Below are 18,450 nucleotides of genomic sequence, written 5' to 3' on the forward strand. Positions count from 1 at the left end.
CTGCGGCGTGTGCCGAGCGCCCCCACTGCTGACGCACCGCGAGGTTTGCGCTGCTGTCGGCATGGCAGTTCGAGCAGTTGGAACGCGAGGTCACGTAGGAGGCCGGGTAGCCGGCGGCCGTCATGTTGTTGAAGTGCGCTGAGGTAGCCCCTGCCGCACTCCCTGCGGTACTGTGCGGGTTATGGCAGGCGATGCAGGGATTGGCGCCTATGGCAAACGGGTGGTTGGCGACGTTGCCGCTGGCATCACGATGGCAGCCGTTGCAGACGTTGTCGATCACATCGGGATTGTGAACTCCCTGGGTATGGCACGAGGAACAGGTCAGGCTGTTGGCACTATGCGGCGAAGCGGCAAAGTCGCTTCCGATGCTAGCGCTGTGGCAGCTCAGGCAGAAATTGCCACCGCCGCGCGTATAGAGAAAGGTCGATTCGTTCACGGTCCCGTTGGTCAGCATGCCGGGATGGCCGCCAGAATCGGCTCCCACATGACACTTGCCGCACATCACCAACTGGGCCCGGTGGGTGGAACTGGACCACTTGGCGAACACGTTGGTGCTGGTGCCGATCCCGATGCCCTGGTGACAGTTCTGGCACTGGTTGCGCGCCGCGGCAGCCGGATCATTGGTGACGATGACGGTGGTGGTGGCAACCGACCCTCCGGTCACGGTCAACCGGAAATTGTAGGTACCGACCAGGGTGGGAGTGAAACTGACGCTGGTGCCGGAGGTGTTGTCCGCCAGCACCTTGGTACCCGGATACCCGGGGCCCGTAGTCTGGGTCCAGGTCCAGGACGTGATCGCACCTGTGCTGGCGGAGCCGTTCAAGGTCACCAGGGTACCGGGAAGCACGGTCTGCGGGGCCCCGGTGACGGCCACAGGGGGGCCGGCAAAGGTCCCGGAAAGAGCCACATTCGAGGTAAAGGCATAGGTGGTCGGGAAGGTCACGGTGACCGCCACGTTTGGCGGTGCCGGCAAAGACGTGCTGACGGTCGTGCCGGCCGGCACACCGCCGATGCTGGCGACGTTCCACCCGGAGATTGGCGTGAAGGTGAACTTGATGGCCGAAGAAGGCTTCTGCCCATAGTAGATATTGCTGAGGCTGGTGGGAGTTACCGATCCTCCGTAACCCGCACTTGCCGTAATGCTCATCAGGTTCGCCACGAAAGTGGCATACACGGTTTGCTGGGCCATCCCTTGTACGTACGCCGTGGCTGGACTGGGAGGGTAACTGGTGCTCACGCCGTTCACCGTGAGGTCTCTGATGCTATACCCGGTGTTGGCGCTCACCGTGACCGGCAACACGGCGTGCGTGGTGTAGGACTTGAAGAGCGACCCGGCCGTTGAGGTCTGGTTCACCATGTTCCGCGAGTTGATGGTTCCGCCGGCGCTCTTGGCCCAGGTGTTCAGGAACCAGGATGCAGCACTTGCCGTCGCAGGAAAGATGATGATCATCAGCAAGACAATAATTTTTTTCGTCATACCAGCTCCTCCGCCCTCGATAACCCAACAGTAGGTAAAGTAATCGTTCTCGACGTAAGTGGCTCTGCCCCGATCTCAAACCTCTTAAGCTACTGGCACCCATCGCACGTCGGCTCGCAGCCCCCCCGCGCACTCAGAGTGCATCAACTGATACTGCTACAAAAAACTATCATTACAAGATTTAACCCAATTTTATACAATTAACCTGAATTTATTTTTTCCATGCAAAGACATTGAGTTACCCGAATAGGCAGATGTGTGACACAACATGACGGGGCACCAAGTCGCCGCTATTCCGCGGACAACAACGCGAATTGGCAGACAGAGTTCTTTCCCAGCGGGGTGATCCAGGAATCAGGATCATACTGATACATTATTATTTTTTTCTAAAGAGGGAGCAGCTGACACTGGAAGAAAAATTCTGTGAACTGTTGGATGTGTGTTTTATAATAAGTTTACTAGAAATATTGGGTGGGTAAAGACTGCGTCAACGACCATCGATTACGCAGTGCGTGCTGAGGGGGAGAGGCAACCAAAATCAGGGAATTGGCAAAGTGGGGCGAGACACCTGGATCGGAAGGCGGACATGCAGTACAGCGCTCAGCAGTTGCAGGCTCAACAACGCAAAAAAGCCCCGGATTACTCCGGGGCTTTTTTAGCGCATCTGCGAAAAATGTCGTTTAGGCAGTTTTTACGTTCGCAGCCTGAAGACCTTTGGGTCCCTTGACAACGTCGAACGTCACTTTATCACCTTCAACGAGAGATTTGAACCCATCACCGAGGATCGCGGAGAAATGGCAGAAAACGTCCTCGCCACTTTCCTGCTCCAAAAAGCCAAATCCCTTGCTGTCGTTAAACCATTTAACCGTACCGTTTACCATGCTTTCTTTCTCCAATGGGTGCTGCTTGATATTATCCGATAATTCAGATTCCCCACCGTAACAGCTTCACTCTGGCAATACAAGCTAATTATTTAAAGCTGGTACTTTATTTTCACCAGGGAGAGTATATTTTTAAGCATTACCCCGTGGCAAACATGGCCTAAAAACTGGATATACCAAGTCTAGTTAGTCACTTATGAGCTCAAAGCAAGTATCGGATGGCATCCTGAATTCAGCAGGCTTGCTTTTAATTACAGGAAGGCGCATTGTGCGGCAAATTATTTTCAGAAGATTTCCTAGGTCCACCAGCTCATGTGCTTAACGGATCAGTAGGCGTACCTCGAGGGGGCGAATCATGGCAAAGGTTAACTATAAATTTCAGAAGCGCCAAAAGGAACTGGATCGCCAGAAAAAGAAAGAGGAGAAGCTCTTGCGGAAACAGGAAGGCAAGGACCAGCCGGAGGCTGAAGCTGCGGAAACTGCCATGGCCGGAGCTGACGGGGAGTAACACTCCAATGATGGCGAGGACGCATCCAGGGAAACTGACACCAATTGGAGCCAGCCCCCCGCACCGCAAAGAAAACGCCCGAAGGGAAGCCAGTTATTTAAACAGGAACCCCCTGAGAAAATCCATGGTGAAGTTCACCCCGGCAAAGGCCCCCAGGGCGCCGAAGAGATTGAGGGCGATGGTGAGGGGAGTCCGGCGTACTTTCCAGGCCAACGGCAGCAGGGTGAACGACATCAACGCGTAGAGAACCAGGGTAAGCGCGATCGCACGCAGGTCCAGGTTACTGGCAACACTCACCTTGTCCACTAGCGTGAGAAAGAGGGCGATACCCAGCGCATGCAGCAACATCCCCTTGAGACCGCTACGGGTGCCGGTAATGAAGGCAACGACCCACACTGCGGCCTTCACGATCATCAGAAAAAATATCATCATGGCTGGACTCCTGCGGCCTTCCCTGCAGGCCGTTGCCGGCTGCTAGGCCTTCTTCACGAATTCCGATTTGAGCTGCATCGCGCCGATGCCGTCGATCTTGCAGTCGATGTTGTGATCGCCGTCGATGAGCCGGATGTTTCTCACCTTGGTCCCCACCTTCACCACCAAAGACGACCCTTTTATCTTCAGATCCTTCACCACGGTTACCGCATCCCCATCGTTTAACAGCACACCATAGGCGTCACGCACGACGAGGCCGGCCTCTTCGGTTTCGGCCACGGCATGGATCGGCCATTCGTGGGCGCACTCGGGGCAAACGTACATGCTGCCGTCTTCATAGGTGTACTCGGAACTACAGGCGGGGCATTTGGGCATGGTACTGTTTCTCCTGGAAATGATATGGCTGGTGCTGAAAAGCAAAAAGCCACTCAGCCTTGAGGCCAAGCGGCGCGGGAACGAAGGACCGTGTACCCGAAATCACTCCCACAGCAAAAGCGTGGTGGTTGGTCTACCACGGTCCTGCATACCGTGTCAACCTTCTCACCGTATAGTCTTGAGTAGGATCCCTCGCGTGGTGGGGGTTACAGGGCTAAGCTAACCAGGTGCTCGTAATCCTGCAGTACGGGGAGCCAGAAAAAAGGCGAGATTGCCGTTATCTTCACAATGTCGACGATTGTCCCCAGAAGTGACCTGATTTTTTCATCACTGCTCTTCTCCTGCTTGATGGCTACCGTCATTTTTCGAAAATGGTTGAATCCCTCGATGCAGTGCCCATGCAGAAGCCCCTTATCCAGATACTCCTTGACCAGTGCCTTAGAAACAAAGGCAACCCCCTGCCCTGCCAGCACCGACTCTATCGTGAACTTCAGATCATCGCAGACAATGGCCCCCTTGAAATCGCTCAACTGCAGGGAGCACTTGCGCAGGTTTTCGGAAAGCATGTCGCGGCAACTGCACCCTTCAACGCGAGTGATGATCCTATTGTCCAATAACCAGGATAGAGGGGAGTTATATTGTGCAAGGTCCGGGTTTGCCTTGCTGATAAAAATCATCTCGTCATCAGGAAGTTCAAAGGTTTTCAAACCGGCAAAGTCAAGATTGCCATTGTGCTCGATCACCGTGATATCGAACAGTCCCCCTTTCAATCCATCAAGCAACGCTTTGGGATGCTGAACCAGGATTTTGAAATTGGCTCCGTCCGAATGGGAAAGCAGAAAGGTATTCATGATTTTCGACATGTGACTCACGGCAAATGCCACTGTCGAGCCAATGGACAGCTTGCGCACCGTTCCCGGATTGGCAACATCCTGGATCAGATCGTCTTCAAGTTGAACGATCCGCTCCGCTTTTTTCAGGAAGCGCAGCCCCATATCGGTTGGAATGAGTTCTGTCCCCGAGCGGTCGATCAGGCGGCAGCCGAAATTGTCTTCCAGGAACTTGACCCGATGAGAAACCGCCGACTGCGTGACGTTAAGGGAGGTTGCTGCTTTCGAAAAGCTCTTCTCCCGCAACACGGCAATGATGGTCCTTAGATACTCGATGTCCATAGTTACACTCTCTCCTACCGTATTTCCTAAGATTCTCCCGCCCTAACTTCTGGAAGCTGAAAAGAAATCCCCAGAACTTCTCGAAGCTATGAACAACTTTAATAGGTCTATGAAGGTATTCGATAAAGAAAATGCCGTTTCAGGCCTTTTCGCGCCAAGGGTTCCGCCAATCCGCGCGCTGCTGAAAACAGTAGTGTTAACAGCCCGGTTCAGACGGGGCAACAAGGACATTGGCACTGGAAGTGTAATGTTAGCATCGACGATCGCGCTTAGAAAGCAATTAATAGTGACATGAGCAAAATTCATACCCCCCGGGTCCGCTTTTCCAGACCGACGGCGCATACCAGATACAAACACGGTTACCAGTGCCCACCGGGCGCTGGATTGCAGGTAAAACCCAAAAAGGAGGAAGGACAGATGAAGAGTTCGCAGAAGACCATGCTGACGGCTCTGTCGGTAGGCGCCTTCGCTCTTGTCGCGGCCGCAGGAGCGGACCTGGCAAAAGCGTCGACCTACCACAAGACCAATTCAGCAGGGGCGGTGACCCTGAAGGACCGGACCGGGAACCCCATTCCCGTCGGCAGCGTCACGCCGTACAGTCCGGAAAAGACCTGTGGCACCTGCCACGACACCAACCTGATCACCCAGGGGTACCATTTCCAGCAGGGGAAAGGTTTATCCAACAGTGACATCAGGGTCTCGGACACCTACAATGCCGCGAAGCCTTGGCTTCTTTCAGACGGCATGTATGGCAAGTGGTGACCGCCGTCTTCGGACTCGAGCCAGTTGGCTCGAAAGAGCAATACCAGCAGCACCCAGATGGACAAGACTTCCTATTTCTTTACCGCCAACTGCGGCGCCTGCCACCCCGGTGGTGCAGCAACGCAATTCGACCGCAACGGCAACCTGTATTTCAATAGAAGCACCAACCTCTTCGGGTATCTCAACGGTGTTGCAGCACTGACTGATCCGGCCGCCAAACTGGACGGCGACTACGGCTTCATCAACCCGACCAGCGGCGTGCCTGGAACAGCAAATTGGAGCAAGACCGGCGTCATGGAGCCGGACTGCCTGCTGTGCCACATGAACAAGTACGACACGACCACCAAGTCCGTCGTCGATGCGGCCAAGAACTATGTCATCTTTAACAACAACGACATGGGTGCGAGCTGGCACAAGCGTGCCGCCACGGCACGGGGAATCGCGGTGGCAGGGGTTGCCAACTTCGAGGTCGCCCCGACTCTCGGCGCGGGGTGGGGACAGGTAACCTACGCCACCAACGTGGCTGACGGCACCCCTCCGCAGGCAACGGCAGTCTCGATCAACTACGGTCTCGGCACCACCGCTGGCACCCTGGTCACTGACAGCAGCAATAACTATGTGATCCCGAACGGTATCATAGGGGCAGCCGGCAACAACAACTGCCGCGGCTGCCACACCTCGCCGGACGGCAAGAAGTCGGGACGCACCACGCTTGCCTCCACCGACGTTCACAATGCCCTGACCTGCACCCGCTGCCACGTCACTCCGAACACCGGAGCGACTGACTCGCTGGGACAGGCGATGGGGAACACCCACCAGATCGGCAAGGGTAACATCACCATCGGTGCGGTCCGCAATGACCTGGATAACACCGTGAAGAGCTGCGAAAACTGCCATATCCAGGGTGGTGACGCAGTAGCACCGAACCCGGCAGCGGCACACCTCAACAAGGTGCCAGGCTCTCACCTGAACTTCATGAACTGCCAGGTCTGCCATATCCGCTTCATCAGCGCCGGAAGCACGACCGCCCCCACTATTCCGGAGCAGGTGATCGAGATGACGTCCAACGGGACCCAGAACATCTCGAAACTGAACGCCTACCTCGGGACCGACCCCCTTGACCCAACTCAGAACCTGCAGGAGCTGGTCGGCCAGCCCTTCCGCTGGTACCCCGGTCTCAGGTGGTGGGATAACAAGGTGACCACGGTGAAGCCGCTCTACACCGCCTGGTTTGGCGAGTGGATCAGTGGCGAGGGTAATGCTGCCGTGATCAAGCCGATCGCCCTTCGTCTGGCTCGCAAGGGGATGACGGATCAGTACGCTCAGAACGTCGCCCGGTTGGCTTCGCTCCCGCTGACCCCCGGCACCAAAGTCACCAGCGGCGCTCCGATCCTCTACAAAAAGGACGAGATCAAGGCCGCCCTGGTGCGCATGAGTACCGTTACCGACTCGGCGAATCCCTCCAATGACAAGATCGCCACACGTCCGGTCCTGGTACGTGCAGACAAGGTCTACTTCCTGAACGCAGCGAACGAGGTGGAGTATTTCGAGAGCACGGTTGCCGAAAGCCACGACTTCGCGGTCAACCACAACGTGGTTGCCAAGCGCGATCCGGTTAATCCGGCAATCAAACCCGGTCCCTACGGTGCCGGTGGCTGCACCGACTGCCACGGAAACAATTCTGCCTTCTTCCATGGCGTCCAACTTTCCGAACCCGCCCAGTATGATTACCTGGACGAGGCAGGGACGGTTCCCAATCCGAACGCTGGCAAACCCGAGTACAAACCGCACTACAAAACCATGGGCTACAGCGAGTTCAGGGCGAAACAGCTCACCGCTGACATCGTCCCGGCAATGGCGCGCACCCTGGGACAAGGGAGCGTCTTGGTCAGCCAGGGTACCAGCAGCTGCAGCACTACAGGCAGCAACGAGTGTGTGGTCGCTGCGGTTCCCGCCTCCGAGGTAACCTTCACCGCAACTCCGGCAACGGGTCAGTCCTTTATCAAATGGACCGGATGCACCCCCTCGGACACCGATCCGCTGTCCTGCGTAGCGAATGTCGGCACCCCGGCATCGGGAGCAGAAAATCCTGGTATCGTGGTCACGGCAGCCTTCACCGAGCCAGCAGCGCCCACTCCGCCGCCGGCTGTCACTACCTACCAGTTGAGTGCCTCGTCGGTCACCGTCGGTGGCACCAATGGTGGCACTCTCGGTGTCACCTCGCTGGAAGTTGCATCGGGAAGCGACTATTTCATCAGTGTGCGTCCTGCCGCCGGTTACACCGTAACGGCTGCTACCGTGGACGGCTCGGATGTCCTGGGCGTGGTCCGGGCAAACGGCGGGTACCCGTTTACCAACATAAGCGCAGCCCACAGCTTTGTGGTGACCTTCACCGCAGACCAGGCGTACACCCTCACCGTGGGGGCTACCACGAACGGTACGGTTACCCCCGGCACGCAGTCGATTGTAAAAGGCAAAAGCACCACCTTCTACTTCACCCCGGCAGCCGGATATGCCATCCAGGATGTCAAAGTCGACGGCAGCTCTGTGGGAACTCCGAGCTTCTTCACCTTCGCTGACGTTGCGACCAACCACAGCCTCGACGTTACCTTCGGCAATGCGGTCACCTTGACCGGCTCCGTTACCAACGGCAGCCTCAAGGTTAATACGGTGCCGGTATCTGGTACGGCCTCGATTGCCGCTGGTACCAAACCCCAGATCGATGTGGTGCCCAACGCCCACTACAAGCTGTACCGTCTGACAGTTGGCGGTATAAACGTTACCGCCAGTGCGATCAAGAACGCCGACGGTTCCTACACCTATACGCCGGCAACTGCCATCAATGCCAATACCACCGTAAGCGCCAACTGCACCATGATGTACTGGGCCCTTACGGGAACTGCAGGAGCCAACGGCAAGGTGGGTGTCAGTTCCACCCAGGTTGCCGACGGCGGGAGCTACTTCGTCAACGTAACTCCGAACAGCGGGTACAAGATTGCTTCGGTGACCGACAACGGGGTCGATGTGACCAGCCTTGTTGCCAATGGCGGGTACAAGGTACTCGACATGACCTCCAACCGTGAAATTGCGGCGACGTTTGTAGCAAAATAGCAACAAAGGCCTCCGGGAAATTCCCCAGGAGGCCTTTGTTCGTCCCGTTGCGTTACATTTCGGTTTGAATCAAGCGCATGGTACTACTTACGGGAAAAGTTCAGCAAGATCTGCAAAACGCAAAAAAGGCACCCGCGAAATCGGGTGCCTTTATATTTGTTTGGTTGCGGGGATAGGATTTGAACCTATGACCTTCGGGTTATGAGCCCGACGAGCTACCAGACTGCTCCACCCCGCGTCATCAAGTGGTCCACAACATATACAGGAAGCATCCCATTACGTCAACTTAAAAGTTGTCGAGGCTATCCTTTTTTTCGAGAGCACCGAAAATTCAGCTGGCCATCAGAAGACCTTACTATTCAAGCGCACAACCTATCCCGGGAGGTGGACTTTCGGCCCAGGTTATTTTCAGGTCCAACCGCATGCCGGAATATCGAACCCGTTTACCTTTTACCTAAACCATACACGGTCTGGCCAAAACTGTCCCTGCTTTCTCCAAACCGCAGGCGGTTTTGCCGCGGCGCACACGGTTCTCGGAAAACCATCACTGCAGTGACAAAAGCAGCAACGGTTTCACATAAACGCAACCGGCTTGCCCCAAAAAAGCGCTGCTTTTCCAAAACTGCATGCGATTTCCCCGCCGCGTATGCGGTTTGGGGAAAACCATCGCTGGAGTTGCAAATGCAGCAGCAGTTTCACCAAAACAACACTCGGTTTGCCCAAAACCGTCGCTGCGTTTCCAAAACCGCATGCCGCATCAGCTAAGTTGCTGCTGGTGCCGGGAATTCGCGTGCGGGTCTGGGTGAGCACTACGGCGTGGAAAGATGGCTTCAAATGAGTCGATGGGGGAGATTGCGGACCTTGAAAAACGGAATGGCTGAGGCTCTTGTAAAACGAAAGCAGGCGGTCGGGTGCTCGCCCTCCGCCTGCAGTGATGCAGTTGATATGGCGGTGCAGGAATCAGAGCAGGATGATATTGACGGGAGTACACCAGCGACCGGCCCGGCCGTCCTCGTGGTACCGTCCCCGTACATAGATCCTCTTGGTCGGTTCCCCTCCCCTGATCTCAGCGCGTGACTTGTTGAAGGTTCCGTCGCCGATACCCTTCCAAGAATCCTCGACGTCGGGGGTTTCCGTACACTGGAGCTCTACCACGGCTCCGTTTTTCGCCTTTTTTACCACGATCGTATAGCCACCGGAGACATTCTCGAGGTGTTTGAGTGACAACTCGGGGACCAGGTCCAAGAGGTTCACCTTCACCTTGATACTGTGCTGGGTTTTGAAGTCGTAGCCGGCGTTGTGAAGGATGCTGGCGTCGTTTCGGTACTCCGAAACCCTGACGACGTGGTCGGCGTTAAAATCGAGTGCCTGCACCACCTGGGGCACCAACCGGTCCAGCTCAGCGTTGTTACCGCTGTTTCGTGCGTTTTCCAGATTTACGGCATACTCCCTGAGCCGCGTCGACGGCGACACGTACTCCGATAACGGACCTTGAAACGCTACATGTCCTTCTGCCTTCTCGGCAAAGTGGTTGACGCTGAAAATGAGATCGTTCACCCCTTGGTCGTGATAGCTACGCTCGAATGGATCTTTGTTATGTGGCATCCTCCCCTCCCTGAACCCTGTCGTTTAATGCATTGGCAAATCTTAACAATACTGCAGCAGCTGTCAAATACACGAAGAGTGAACGGTGCAGGACGTTACGACAGTGGAAGGACGGATGAGAAAGGAGAAGGGGACCGGCGCTCTGCGCGCTGGTCCCCTTCGTTTGGAACGTGAATCTGAGAGCTTCGCTTACCGCTTGGAGCCGTAGAGCCGCTGACGCACAACTTCGAAGAGCAGGATACCGCCGGCGACGGAGGCGTTGAGAGAATTGACGCCTCCCTGCATCGGGATGGAAACAACCTCGTCGCACCCCTTGCGCACCAGGGGCCGGATGCCGCCCCCCTCCCCTCCTATGACAAGGGCAACGGGGCCGGTCAGGTTCTGCTGGTAGAGGTTGTGACGCGCGGAACCGTCGGCTCCGTAGATCCAGAAGCCGGCTCCCTTCAGATCTTCCAGTGCCTTGGCAATGTTGACGACCTGTGCCACGGCAACGGTCTCGGTGGCGCCGGCGGAGGCTTTTTCGGCTGAGGGAGTAACGCCGGCTGCTCGGTCCTTTGGGATCACCACGGCGTGTGCGCCGGCGCAGGCGGCGCTGCGGATCAGGGCACCCAGGTTGTGGGGATCCTGCACGCTGTCGAGGACCAGGATGAGCCCCTCGTTGTTCCCCTTGAGCGAATCCAGCACGTCGTCGAAGTCGGCGTAGGGGAACGGCTCGGCCTTTACGGCGATCCCCTGGTGGTGCTCGGTGCCACAGAGACGGTTCAAGTCGCCCTTCTCCCGCTGGCGCACCGGTACCTGGCGCTCGGCGGCGAGCTTCAGGACCTTCTCGAGACGCTTGTCGGCACTGGAGCCGGCGAGGAAGAGTTCGAAGATCTGCCGTGAGCCGCGCAGGGCCTCCATAACCGGATTGAGACCGTAGATGATTTCTTCTTTATGGTTCATAAAAATCCTAACGTAAAACCGGCACGCGTATCATACGGAAACCATTACAAAACAGCCGAATTGAACGCTCTTATCTGCTGTTTTGCCCTGGTTTCCGTCACATCCGCGTGCCGGTTTTGATTGTGGGTTACCCCGCGACGATCTCGTCGACGATGAGCTTGGCGGCTTCGGCCGGGTTTTCGGCGTCGCCGATGGGGCGGCCGATCACCAGGTAACTGGCTCCTGCCTTGACGGCATCGGCCGGGGTCATGATGCGCTTTTGATCGTTGGCCGCCGCAAAGCTCGGGCGTACACCGGGAGTGACGATGAGGAAGTCGTCACCGCAGGCCTCGCGGATCAGGCCGACTTCCTGCGGCGAGGCAACGACGCCGTCCACGCCGGCCTGCTTGGCGAGTTTTGCCAAACGCACCACCATATCCGGCACGCTGTGGTTAATGCCGATGGCGCGCAGGGTCTCCTCGTTGGAGGAGGTGAGCACGGTGATGGCGAGAACCTTGGGACGCGGGGTGCAGCCGCCGCTGAACTGCTTGTCCAGTGCTTCCATGGTGGTGGACATCATTTCGAGTCCGCCGAGGGCATGCAGGTCGACGAGCTGTACGCCGAGGTTCGCGGCTTCCAGCACCGCCTTCGACACGGTGTTCGGGATGTCGTGGTACTTGAGGTCGAGGAAGACCTCGCCGCCAAACTTCTGGATCATGCGCACCGCAGCAGGGCCGCAGGCGGTGTAGAGCTGCTTGCCGATCTTGAACATCCCGACGTGCTCGGAAAGGGTCTCGGCCCAGAACTGGACGTCGGTGAACTCGCTGACGTCCATGGCGAAAATGATCTTCTTGATAGCTTCTTCTCTGGTCATGGTGAATCCTTTATTTTTGCCACGGAGGTACTGAGATAACGGAGAAAACTAAAGGCTTTTGGAGTTATCCCTCAAGTCTTTTGCCGTCTCGTGTGCTCCAGGTTTCCGTGGCTATTTCAGTTTTATACCGTAAGCGCAGCCTTCACGGTTGCCTTCACCTTTTCGAGGGCCTCGGCGATGGGGATGATCTCCACCTCGCCGGTCTTGCGGTCTTTCAGCTCGACCTTCCCGTCGACCAGGTTCTTGGCACCCACCACGATGCGCAGCGGGATACCGATCAGGTCGGCGTCCTTGAACTTGAAGCCCGGCCGCTCGTCACGGTCGTCGATCAAGACCTCGATGCCGGCCTGGAGCAGGTCCTGGTAGATCTTCTCGGCGGCCTCTTTCACCTCGTCTTCCTTGGCGGAGAGCGCCGAGACGATGACCTGGAACGGCGCAATGGGGATCGGGAAGATGATGCCGTTCTCGTCGTGGTTCTGCTCGATGCAGGCGGCCACGGTGCGGCCGATGCCGATGCCGTAGCACCCCATGAAGATGATCTGCTCCTTGCCGTCAGCATCGAGGAAGCTCGCGTTCAAGGCCTTGGAGTACTTGGTCCCCAGCTTGAAGACGTGGCCGACCTCGATGCCGCGCCAGATCTCCAGCTTGCCCGAGTCGCAGCGCGGGCAGGGATCGCCAGCAATGACGTTGCGGATGTCGACGAAGCCCTCGACCTTCACGTCGCGCTCCAGGTTCACGTTCTTGAGGTGCGCGTCCTTCTCGTTGGCGCCCACCACGAAGTTGTGCATCCCCTTGAGCGAGAGGTCGGCCACCACCTTCACCTTGCCCGGCAGATTCACCGGACCGGCGTAACCGGTGGGGGCGCCGGTCACCTTGAAGACCACCTCGTCGGTGGCCATTTCCAGCTCGGTGCACCCCAGGTGGTTCTTCAGCTTGATCTCGTTCAAGTCGTAGTCGCCACGCAGGAGCGCCACGACCGGCTCGGTGTCGGCCATGAGCACCAGGGTCTTCACCACTTGGGTGGTCGCAACGCTCAGGAAGTTGGCGATCTCCTCCACGCTCTTCTGCCCCGGGGTGACCACCTTCTCCAGGGGACGCGGGTCGGCGTGGTCGGCGCTTGCCGCCAGGCGGGTCTGGGCCTTCTCCATGTTGGCCGCGTACTCGCAGGCCGAGCAGGAAACGATGGCGTCCTCGCCGGAGTCGGCAAGCACCATGAACTCGTGGGAGTAGTTGCCGCCAATGGTGCCGGTATCGGCCTCGACCGCGCGGAACCTAAGGCCGCAACGTTCGAAAATGCGGCGGTAGGCCTGGTACATCTTCTGGTAGGAGACGTCGGCCCCGGCCTCGTTGACATCGAAGGAGTAGGCGTCCTTCATGATGAACTCGCGGCCGCGCATAAGTCCGAAGCGCGGGCGGATCTCGTCGCGGAACTTGCCTTGGATCTGGTACAGGTTGAGCGGCATCTGGCGGTAGCTGCGGATCTCCTTGCGAACCAGGTCGGTGATCACCTCTTCGTGGGTGGGGCCCATGCAGAACTCGGCGTCCTTACGGTCCTTGAACCGGAGAAGTTCCTTGCCATAGAACTCCCAGCGGCCGGACTCCTTCCAGAGTTCTGCCGGCTGTACCGCGGGCATCAGCATCTCGATGGCGCCCGCCCTGTTCATCTCCTCCCGGACGATCTGTTCCACCTTGCGGATGGAACGCAGCCCCAGCGGCAGGTAGTTGTAGATGCCGGCGGCGAGCTTACGGATCATGCCGGCACGCAGCATGAGCTTGTGGGAGATGACCTCGGCGTCGGAGGGTGTCTCCTTGACGGTCGGGATGAAGTACTGGGAGTAGCGCATGGTGATTAAACCTCTCGAAGTTAAAGTCAAAAGCGGGGACGCGGATGACACGGAAACCAGAGCAAAAAAGCAGGTACGTCAACACCAGGAATTCAGCTTTTGGTTTTTCGTATTATCCGTCTGCTTTGCCTTGGTTTCCGTAAAATCCGTGTACCAAGGGTTAGTTTTTTTCGGTAGCAGCCTTTTGCACTTCCTCGACCAGGGCGTCGGCGAGCTCCGCCGCCGGGACCTTGCGCACGATCTCGCCGTGCTTGAAGAGGAGCCCCTCCCCCTTGCCGCCGGCGATGCCGAAGTCGGCTTCGCGGGCCTCGCCCGGACCGTTCACGGCACACCCCATGACGGCAACGGTAAACTTGGCGTCGAGGTCGGCCAGACGCCGTTCGACTTCCTCGGCTACCGGAATGAGATCGATCTGGCAACGGCCACAGGTAGGACAGGAGACGAAGTTGATGCCGCGGCTCCTCAGCCCCAAGGCTTTGAGGATGTCATAGGCGACCCGCACCTCGTCGACCGGATCGCCGGTCAGGGAGACGCGCATGGTATCGCCGATCCCCTGGTGCAGCAGGATGCCCAGGCCGACGGAGGACTTGACGGCCCCGGTGAGGGTGGTGCCTGCTTCGGTCACGCCGATGTGCAGGGGGTAGTCGATGGCTTCGGAAAGCAGGCGGTAGGCTTCGAGGGTGCGCACCACGTCGGACACCTTGATGGATACCTTGATTTCCTGGTAACCCAGGTCCTCGAGGATGCGCACGTGACCGAGCGCCGACTCGACCATGGCTTCCGGCGTCGGGTGGCCGTACTTGACCAGGAGCTCCTTCTCGAGCGAGCCACCGTTCACACCGATGCGGATCGGGATGCTCCGCTCGCTGGCCGCCTTGACAACCTCGGCGACTTTCCAGCGCTCCCCGATGTTGCCGGGGTTGAGCCTGAGACCGTCCACCCCCGACTCGAGAGCCTTAAGAGCGAGCTTGTAGTCGAAGTGGATGTCCGCGATGAGCGGCAGGGCGGTCTGAGCCTTGATGGCAGCCAGTGCCTCGGCGGCCTCGGCATCGGGAACCGCGCAGCGTACGATCTCGCAACCGGCAATGGCCAGACGGCTGATCTGATCGACGGTCGCAGCGACGTCGCGAGTATCGGTGGAACACATGGACTGGACGACGACAGGAGCACCGCCGCCGATCAGCACGTTGCCTACTTTTATCTGCCTGGTTAATTTTCTCATAGCGGGACATAGTAGCTAAATCAGTCCCGAAAAGCAAGAATCATCACCCTTTTGCCCGGGCTGACAGAAACGGTCCAACCGGCAATTCGTCTATTGACAGGAGTCGGGTTTCCATCTAAGTAAGAAGGATGAAAAATAAAAGCATTTCCTCAAAAGTAGATCCTGCACAACGCCCCAGAAAGAGAAAGGACGCCGAGTTCAAACCTTTCTGGCAATCGGACGAGCCTAAACAATCCCCTGTAAAAGCCAAGTCGGAGAAGGCGCGCCCCAGTGCGCCGCAGGCTCCGGCCAAGGGTAAACCTGCCGTGCCCGCTTCGGATGCCGCACCGGCAGCACGTTCGGCAGCGTCTACCGAGAGAGTCCCCAAGCGGGATGCGTCCCAGCGCCCGGCGAAAAACGGGCCGAAGCCCACACGGCCGGAAAGAACGGCACGGCCGGCAGCCCCGGCTGACGCCGGCCGGGAGACAACCTTCAAGAAGGCCGCGACACCACATACAGCGACACCTCAGGGTGAAGCACGGCAGCAAGGTTCGAAAGCACCTGCGAGAAGCTCGGCACCGGAGCAGAAGCAGGGTCGCCCGAAACGCAACGACAGCCCCAGCCACTTCATCGAGCCGGCTCCCCAGCACGGCCTGCACAAGCCTCGCCATCCGCACGGGGCCGAGCAGCTCGGCAAGCTGCACTCCGGGAAGATCATCGAGGTTTCCATCGCCTCGACCAGCAACGACGGCTTCGGCGTGGCGCAGTACGAGGGGAGCCGCGTACTGGTGGCGGGTGGGATCCCGGGAGAGCAGTTGCTGGTGAAGATCACCTATGTCGGGCGCCGGGAATCCTTCGGCAACATCATGAGGTGCGTCAAAAGCTCTCCCGAGCGGGAGACCGCGCCGGCCTGCCAGATGGGGAAGTGCTGCGACAGCTGCGGGCTGATGCAGTTGCGCTACCCGGCACAACTTTCCTGGAAGAAGGACCTGGTGACCCGCGAACTGCGCGCCTACCAGTCGCTTGCCGAGGTGAAGATCCACGACACCATCGGATCGCCCAAAGAACTCAACTATCGCAATTCCGCGAAGCTCGTGGTGGCCGGCAAGCACTCGGATCCGGTGATCGGCATCTACCGGCGCAACACGCACGACGTCCTTGAGATCGCCGACTGCCCGCTGCACCACCCGCTGATCAACAAGGTGGTTAAAGTGGTGAAGGCCGGGATCAAGAAGGGGAAGGTTCCCATCTACAACCCGAAGAGCGAGATGGGGCTCTTGCGCTACCTGGTGGTGCGCGTCGCCGAACCCAGCGACAAGGTGATGGTAGTTTTCGTCACCAGCGAGCAAGGGTACAACGAAATGCACCACCTGGCGAAGCACGTTCAGCAGGCGATCCCCGAGGTCGTGGTGGTGGCGCAAAATATCAACAACTCGACCGGCAACGTGATCTTCGGCCAGAAGGAGCGCTTCATCACCAAGGCACAGACGCTCTACGCCAAGCTGGGAAACAAGACCTTCTCGCTGTCGCCGCACTCCTTCTTCCAGGTGAACAGTGGGGCCGCGCAGATCATCTACGAGAAGGTGCGCGAATTCGCGAAGCTCACCGGCACTGAGCGGGTGCTCGATGTCTACTGCGGTATCGGCGGGATCTCCTTGTTCCTTGCCGACAAGGCCGACGAGGTGGTCGGGATCGAGTTTGTGGATAGTGCCGTCGCGGACGCCATGCAGAATGCAGCCCTCAACGGCATCGATAACTGCGACTTCGAGGCGGGGGATGCGGCGAAGATCATCGAAGAGATCGGCCACGAGGGTGGCGCACACCTCATCGTGCTGAATCCGCCGCGCAAGGGGTGTGAGGAGAAGGTGCTCAAAAGCGTGGCGGGGATCAAGCCGCAGCGCATCATCTACGTCTCCTGCTCTCCGGAAACCCTGGCGCGCGACCTGGACATCCTGTCGCGCCTGGGATACCGGACCCTCGAGGTACAGCCGGTAGACATGTTCCCGCAAACCGTGCATGTGGAGGACGTCGCACTACTGGAAAGGATCTAACCAGGGTTTTGAGGTTGCCATGGACGCCATAATCCACCAGCTCAAAACCCTCTTCCCCCCTCACCTGCACTCCCACCTTTTCCTGGTGGGGGGCATGGTGCGGGACATCCTGCTTGGCATCCCCTGCCAGGACGTGGATCTCACCGCCGCCGTCCCCGCCGAAGAACTTACCGCACTGGGCTTTCGCCTGGTGGAATCGAAAAGCACCCCGAACATCTACTTCCGTTATTTTCACGATCTGGGCAAGGTGGAGATCACCTGGCTCCCTTCTCTTACCGCCCAGGACGATGACTTGGTGAAGCGCGACTTTACGGTAAACGCCCTGGCCATGCCCCTGGACGGTTCTCTGTACGACCCTCTGGGGGGACGTGCCGACCTGGAACACCGGGTGCTGCGCACCTGTTCCCCGACAAGCCTCGCTGACGACCCGCTGCGCATCTTCCGCGCCCTGCGCTTTGAGTGCGAGGGGTGGCGCCTCGACGCAGCGGCGGAAGAGACCATTCGGGGCCGGGACTGGGGGGGCGACCTGGAGTTCATTCCGATCGAACGTTTCAGCCAGGAGATGTTGAAGGCACTGGCGAAGCCGGATCCCAGCCGCTTCTTCCGCAGGATGGTAGAGCTCAAGGTCGGCAGGAACCTGCTTCCCGAGATCTTCGACATGACGAGCGTCCCAGCCGGTCCGCTGGAGCACCATCCGGAGGGGGACCTCTTCACGCACTCCTTGCAGACCCTCGAGCGGATGGCCGCACTGACCGGCGATCCCACGTCGCGCTTCTGTGCCCTCTTTCACGACCTGGGCAAGCTCGCCACGCCGCCTGAGTTTTACCCGAAACACCACGGGCACGACCGCACCGGCGCCGAGCGCGCCCTCCCCTTTTGCCGCAGGCTCAGGCTGCCGGTCGCCCTGCAGCGGGCGTTGCAGTCCGTGTGCAAACTGCACAATACTGCCAACCGCTGGCAGGAACTTCGGGACTCGACCAAGATCCAGCTGGCGCTCGACGCTCTGAAGGGGGGGACTAAGGAGATGCTTCCTCTGGTGGTGCGGGCGGATTTTGCTGAAGAGCTTTCGGGGTGGGATCAGGTGTTACAGGTGGCGGCGATGAATTCGGCGCAGTTGGGGATCGATCCACAGGAGTTCGCGGGTGAGCCGGAGAAGCTGCAACAGGTGATCATGCAGCACAGGGTGGAAAGGCTGCGGAAAGGTTAGTTGTACAGGATCAGTCGGCTATCGCAGAT

16 protein-coding genes and 1 tRNA gene are annotated in these 18,450 nt (G+C 58.4%); 5 read left to right on the top strand and 12 right to left on the bottom strand.

Annotation, left to right across the window (positions count from 1 at the left end; all coding sequences use genetic code 11):
• Together H7688_RS07025 and H7688_RS07030 are read right to left on the bottom strand one after the other, a co-directional pair.
• Positions 1-1,477 (bottom strand): PKD domain-containing protein (locus tag H7688_RS07025; RefSeq protein WP_443093451.1); only part of this gene is annotated, 1,477 nt, incomplete at its 3' end.
• Between the two features lie 680 nt (positions 1,478-2,157).
• Positions 2,158-2,358, bottom strand: a complete 201-nt coding sequence (locus H7688_RS07030; protein ID WP_183360370.1) for a cold-shock protein — start codon at positions 2,356-2,358, stop codon at positions 2,158-2,160.
• 355 nt (positions 2,359-2,713) lie between these two features.
• On the opposite strand from H7688_RS07030, the gene H7688_RS07035 reads away from it, so the two are divergent.
• Complete coding sequence (locus tag H7688_RS07035) at positions 2,714-2,866, top strand: hypothetical protein (protein ID WP_183360371.1); 153 nt, start codon at positions 2,714-2,716, stop codon at positions 2,864-2,866.
• Between the two features lie 93 nt (positions 2,867-2,959).
• On the opposite strand, the gene H7688_RS07040 is transcribed toward H7688_RS07035, so the two are convergent.
• The 3 genes from H7688_RS07040 to H7688_RS07050 form a co-directional block, all read right to left on the bottom strand.
• Positions 2,960-3,298: a hypothetical protein gene (locus tag H7688_RS07040; RefSeq protein ID WP_183360372.1), complete on the bottom strand. Its 339-nt coding sequence runs from the start codon at positions 3,296-3,298 to the stop codon at positions 2,960-2,962.
• Positions 3,299-3,340: 42 nt separating this feature from the next.
• Positions 3,341-3,673, bottom strand: coding sequence for a zinc ribbon domain-containing protein YjdM (locus tag H7688_RS07045; RefSeq protein WP_183360373.1), 333 nt, complete (start codon positions 3,671-3,673; stop codon positions 3,341-3,343).
• 206 nt (positions 3,674-3,879) lie between these two features.
• Entirely contained in the window at positions 3,880-4,845 is a 966-nt protein-coding gene (locus tag H7688_RS07050; protein WP_183360374.1) for a LysR family transcriptional regulator, read from the bottom strand.
• Between the two features lie 417 nt (positions 4,846-5,262).
• Between H7688_RS07050 and H7688_RS07055 the strand changes: the two genes are divergently transcribed.
• Positions 5,263-5,607: a hypothetical protein gene (locus H7688_RS07055; protein ID WP_183360375.1), complete on the top strand. Its 345-nt coding sequence runs from the start codon at positions 5,263-5,265 to the stop codon at positions 5,605-5,607.
• Between the two features lie 57 nt (positions 5,608-5,664).
• Positions 5,665-8,718, top strand: coding sequence for an InlB B-repeat-containing protein (locus H7688_RS07060; RefSeq protein ID WP_183360376.1), 3,054 nt, complete (start codon positions 5,665-5,667; stop codon positions 8,716-8,718).
• 161 nt (positions 8,719-8,879) lie between these two features.
• Here the strand turns inward: H7688_RS07060 and H7688_RS07065 are convergent.
• The 7 genes from H7688_RS07065 to ispG form a co-directional block, all read right to left on the bottom strand.
• A tRNA-Met gene (locus H7688_RS07065) sits at positions 8,880-8,956 on the bottom strand.
• A gap of 335 nt (positions 8,957-9,291) precedes the next feature.
• A complete protein-coding gene (locus tag H7688_RS07070; RefSeq protein WP_183360377.1) occupies positions 9,292-9,528 on the bottom strand; it encodes a hypothetical protein in 237 nt (78 codons plus the stop codon).
• 150 nt (positions 9,529-9,678) lie between these two features.
• The gene (locus H7688_RS07075) at positions 9,679-10,323 is read right to left on the bottom strand and encodes a hypothetical protein (protein ID WP_183360378.1); all 645 of its coding nucleotides are present in this window, start codon (positions 10,321-10,323) and stop codon (positions 9,679-9,681) included.
• A 189-nt stretch (positions 10,324-10,512) separates the two neighbouring features.
• Positions 10,513-11,265, bottom strand: a complete 753-nt coding sequence (rlmB, locus tag H7688_RS07080; RefSeq protein WP_183360379.1) for a 23S rRNA (guanosine(2251)-2'-O)-methyltransferase RlmB — start codon at positions 11,263-11,265, stop codon at positions 10,513-10,515.
• A 127-nt stretch (positions 11,266-11,392) separates the two neighbouring features.
• A complete protein-coding gene (gene pyrF, locus H7688_RS07085; protein WP_183360380.1) occupies positions 11,393-12,118 on the bottom strand; it encodes an orotidine-5'-phosphate decarboxylase in 726 nt (241 codons plus the stop codon).
• 122 nt (positions 12,119-12,240) lie between these two features.
• Positions 12,241-13,962 carry a proline--tRNA ligase gene (locus H7688_RS07090; RefSeq protein WP_183360381.1) on the bottom strand — a complete coding sequence of 574 codons (1,722 nt, stop codon included), beginning with the start codon at positions 13,960-13,962 and terminating at the stop codon, positions 12,241-12,243.
• A gap of 160 nt (positions 13,963-14,122) precedes the next feature.
• Positions 14,123-15,184: a flavodoxin-dependent (E)-4-hydroxy-3-methylbut-2-enyl-diphosphate synthase gene (gene ispG / locus H7688_RS07095; RefSeq protein ID WP_183360382.1), complete on the bottom strand. Its 1,062-nt coding sequence runs from the start codon at positions 15,182-15,184 to the stop codon at positions 14,123-14,125.
• A gap of 305 nt (positions 15,185-15,489) precedes the next feature.
• On the opposite strand from ispG, the gene rlmD reads away from it, so the two are divergent.
• Together rlmD and H7688_RS07105 are read left to right on the top strand one after the other, a co-directional pair.
• Positions 15,490-17,214: a 23S rRNA (uracil(1939)-C(5))-methyltransferase RlmD gene (gene rlmD / locus H7688_RS07100; protein ID WP_246329739.1), complete on the top strand. Its 1,725-nt coding sequence runs from the start codon at positions 15,490-15,492 to the stop codon at positions 17,212-17,214.
• A gap of 19 nt (positions 17,215-17,233) precedes the next feature.
• Positions 17,234-18,421, top strand: coding sequence for an HD domain-containing protein (locus tag H7688_RS07105; protein WP_183360384.1), 1,188 nt, complete (start codon positions 17,234-17,236; stop codon positions 18,419-18,421).
• Positions 18,422-18,450: the final 29 nt, after the last annotated feature.

The sequence above is a fragment of the Geomonas limicola genome, from assembly GCF_014193675.1.
GTDB lineage: Bacteria > Desulfobacterota > Desulfuromonadia > Geobacterales > Geobacteraceae > Geomonas > Geomonas limicola.

Coding starts and splice junctions, on each gene's coding strand:
- H7688_RS07030 (WP_183360370.1), bottom strand. CDS start 2,358: ATGGTAAACGGTACGGTTAAATGGTTTAACGACAGCAAGGGATTTGGC.
- H7688_RS07035 (WP_183360371.1), top strand. CDS start 2,714: ATGGCAAAGGTTAACTATAAATTTCAGAAGCGCCAAAAGGAACTGGAT.
- H7688_RS07040 (WP_183360372.1), bottom strand. CDS start 3,298: ATGATGATATTTTTTCTGATGATCGTGAAGGCCGCAGTGTGGGTCGTT.
- H7688_RS07045 (WP_183360373.1), bottom strand. CDS start 3,673: ATGCCCAAATGCCCCGCCTGTAGTTCCGAGTACACCTATGAAGACGGC.
- H7688_RS07050 (WP_183360374.1), bottom strand. CDS start 4,845: ATGGACATCGAGTATCTAAGGACCATCATTGCCGTGTTGCGGGAGAAG.
- H7688_RS07055 (WP_183360375.1), top strand. CDS start 5,263: ATGAAGAGTTCGCAGAAGACCATGCTGACGGCTCTGTCGGTAGGCGCC.
- H7688_RS07060 (WP_183360376.1), top strand. CDS start 5,665: ATGGACAAGACTTCCTATTTCTTTACCGCCAACTGCGGCGCCTGCCAC.
- H7688_RS07075 (WP_183360378.1), bottom strand. CDS start 10,323: ATGCCACATAACAAAGATCCATTCGAGCGTAGCTATCACGACCAAGGG.
- rlmB (WP_183360379.1), bottom strand. CDS start 11,265: ATGAACCATAAAGAAGAAATCATCTACGGTCTCAATCCGGTTATGGAG.
- pyrF (WP_183360380.1), bottom strand. CDS start 12,118: ATGACCAGAGAAGAAGCTATCAAGAAGATCATTTTCGCCATGGACGTC.
- H7688_RS07090 (WP_183360381.1), bottom strand. CDS start 13,962: ATGCGCTACTCCCAGTACTTCATCCCGACCGTCAAGGAGACACCCTCC.
- ispG (WP_183360382.1), bottom strand. CDS start 15,184: ATGAGAAAATTAACCAGGCAGATAAAAGTAGGCAACGTGCTGATCGGC.
- H7688_RS07105 (WP_183360384.1), top strand. CDS start 17,234: ATGGACGCCATAATCCACCAGCTCAAAACCCTCTTCCCCCCTCACCTG.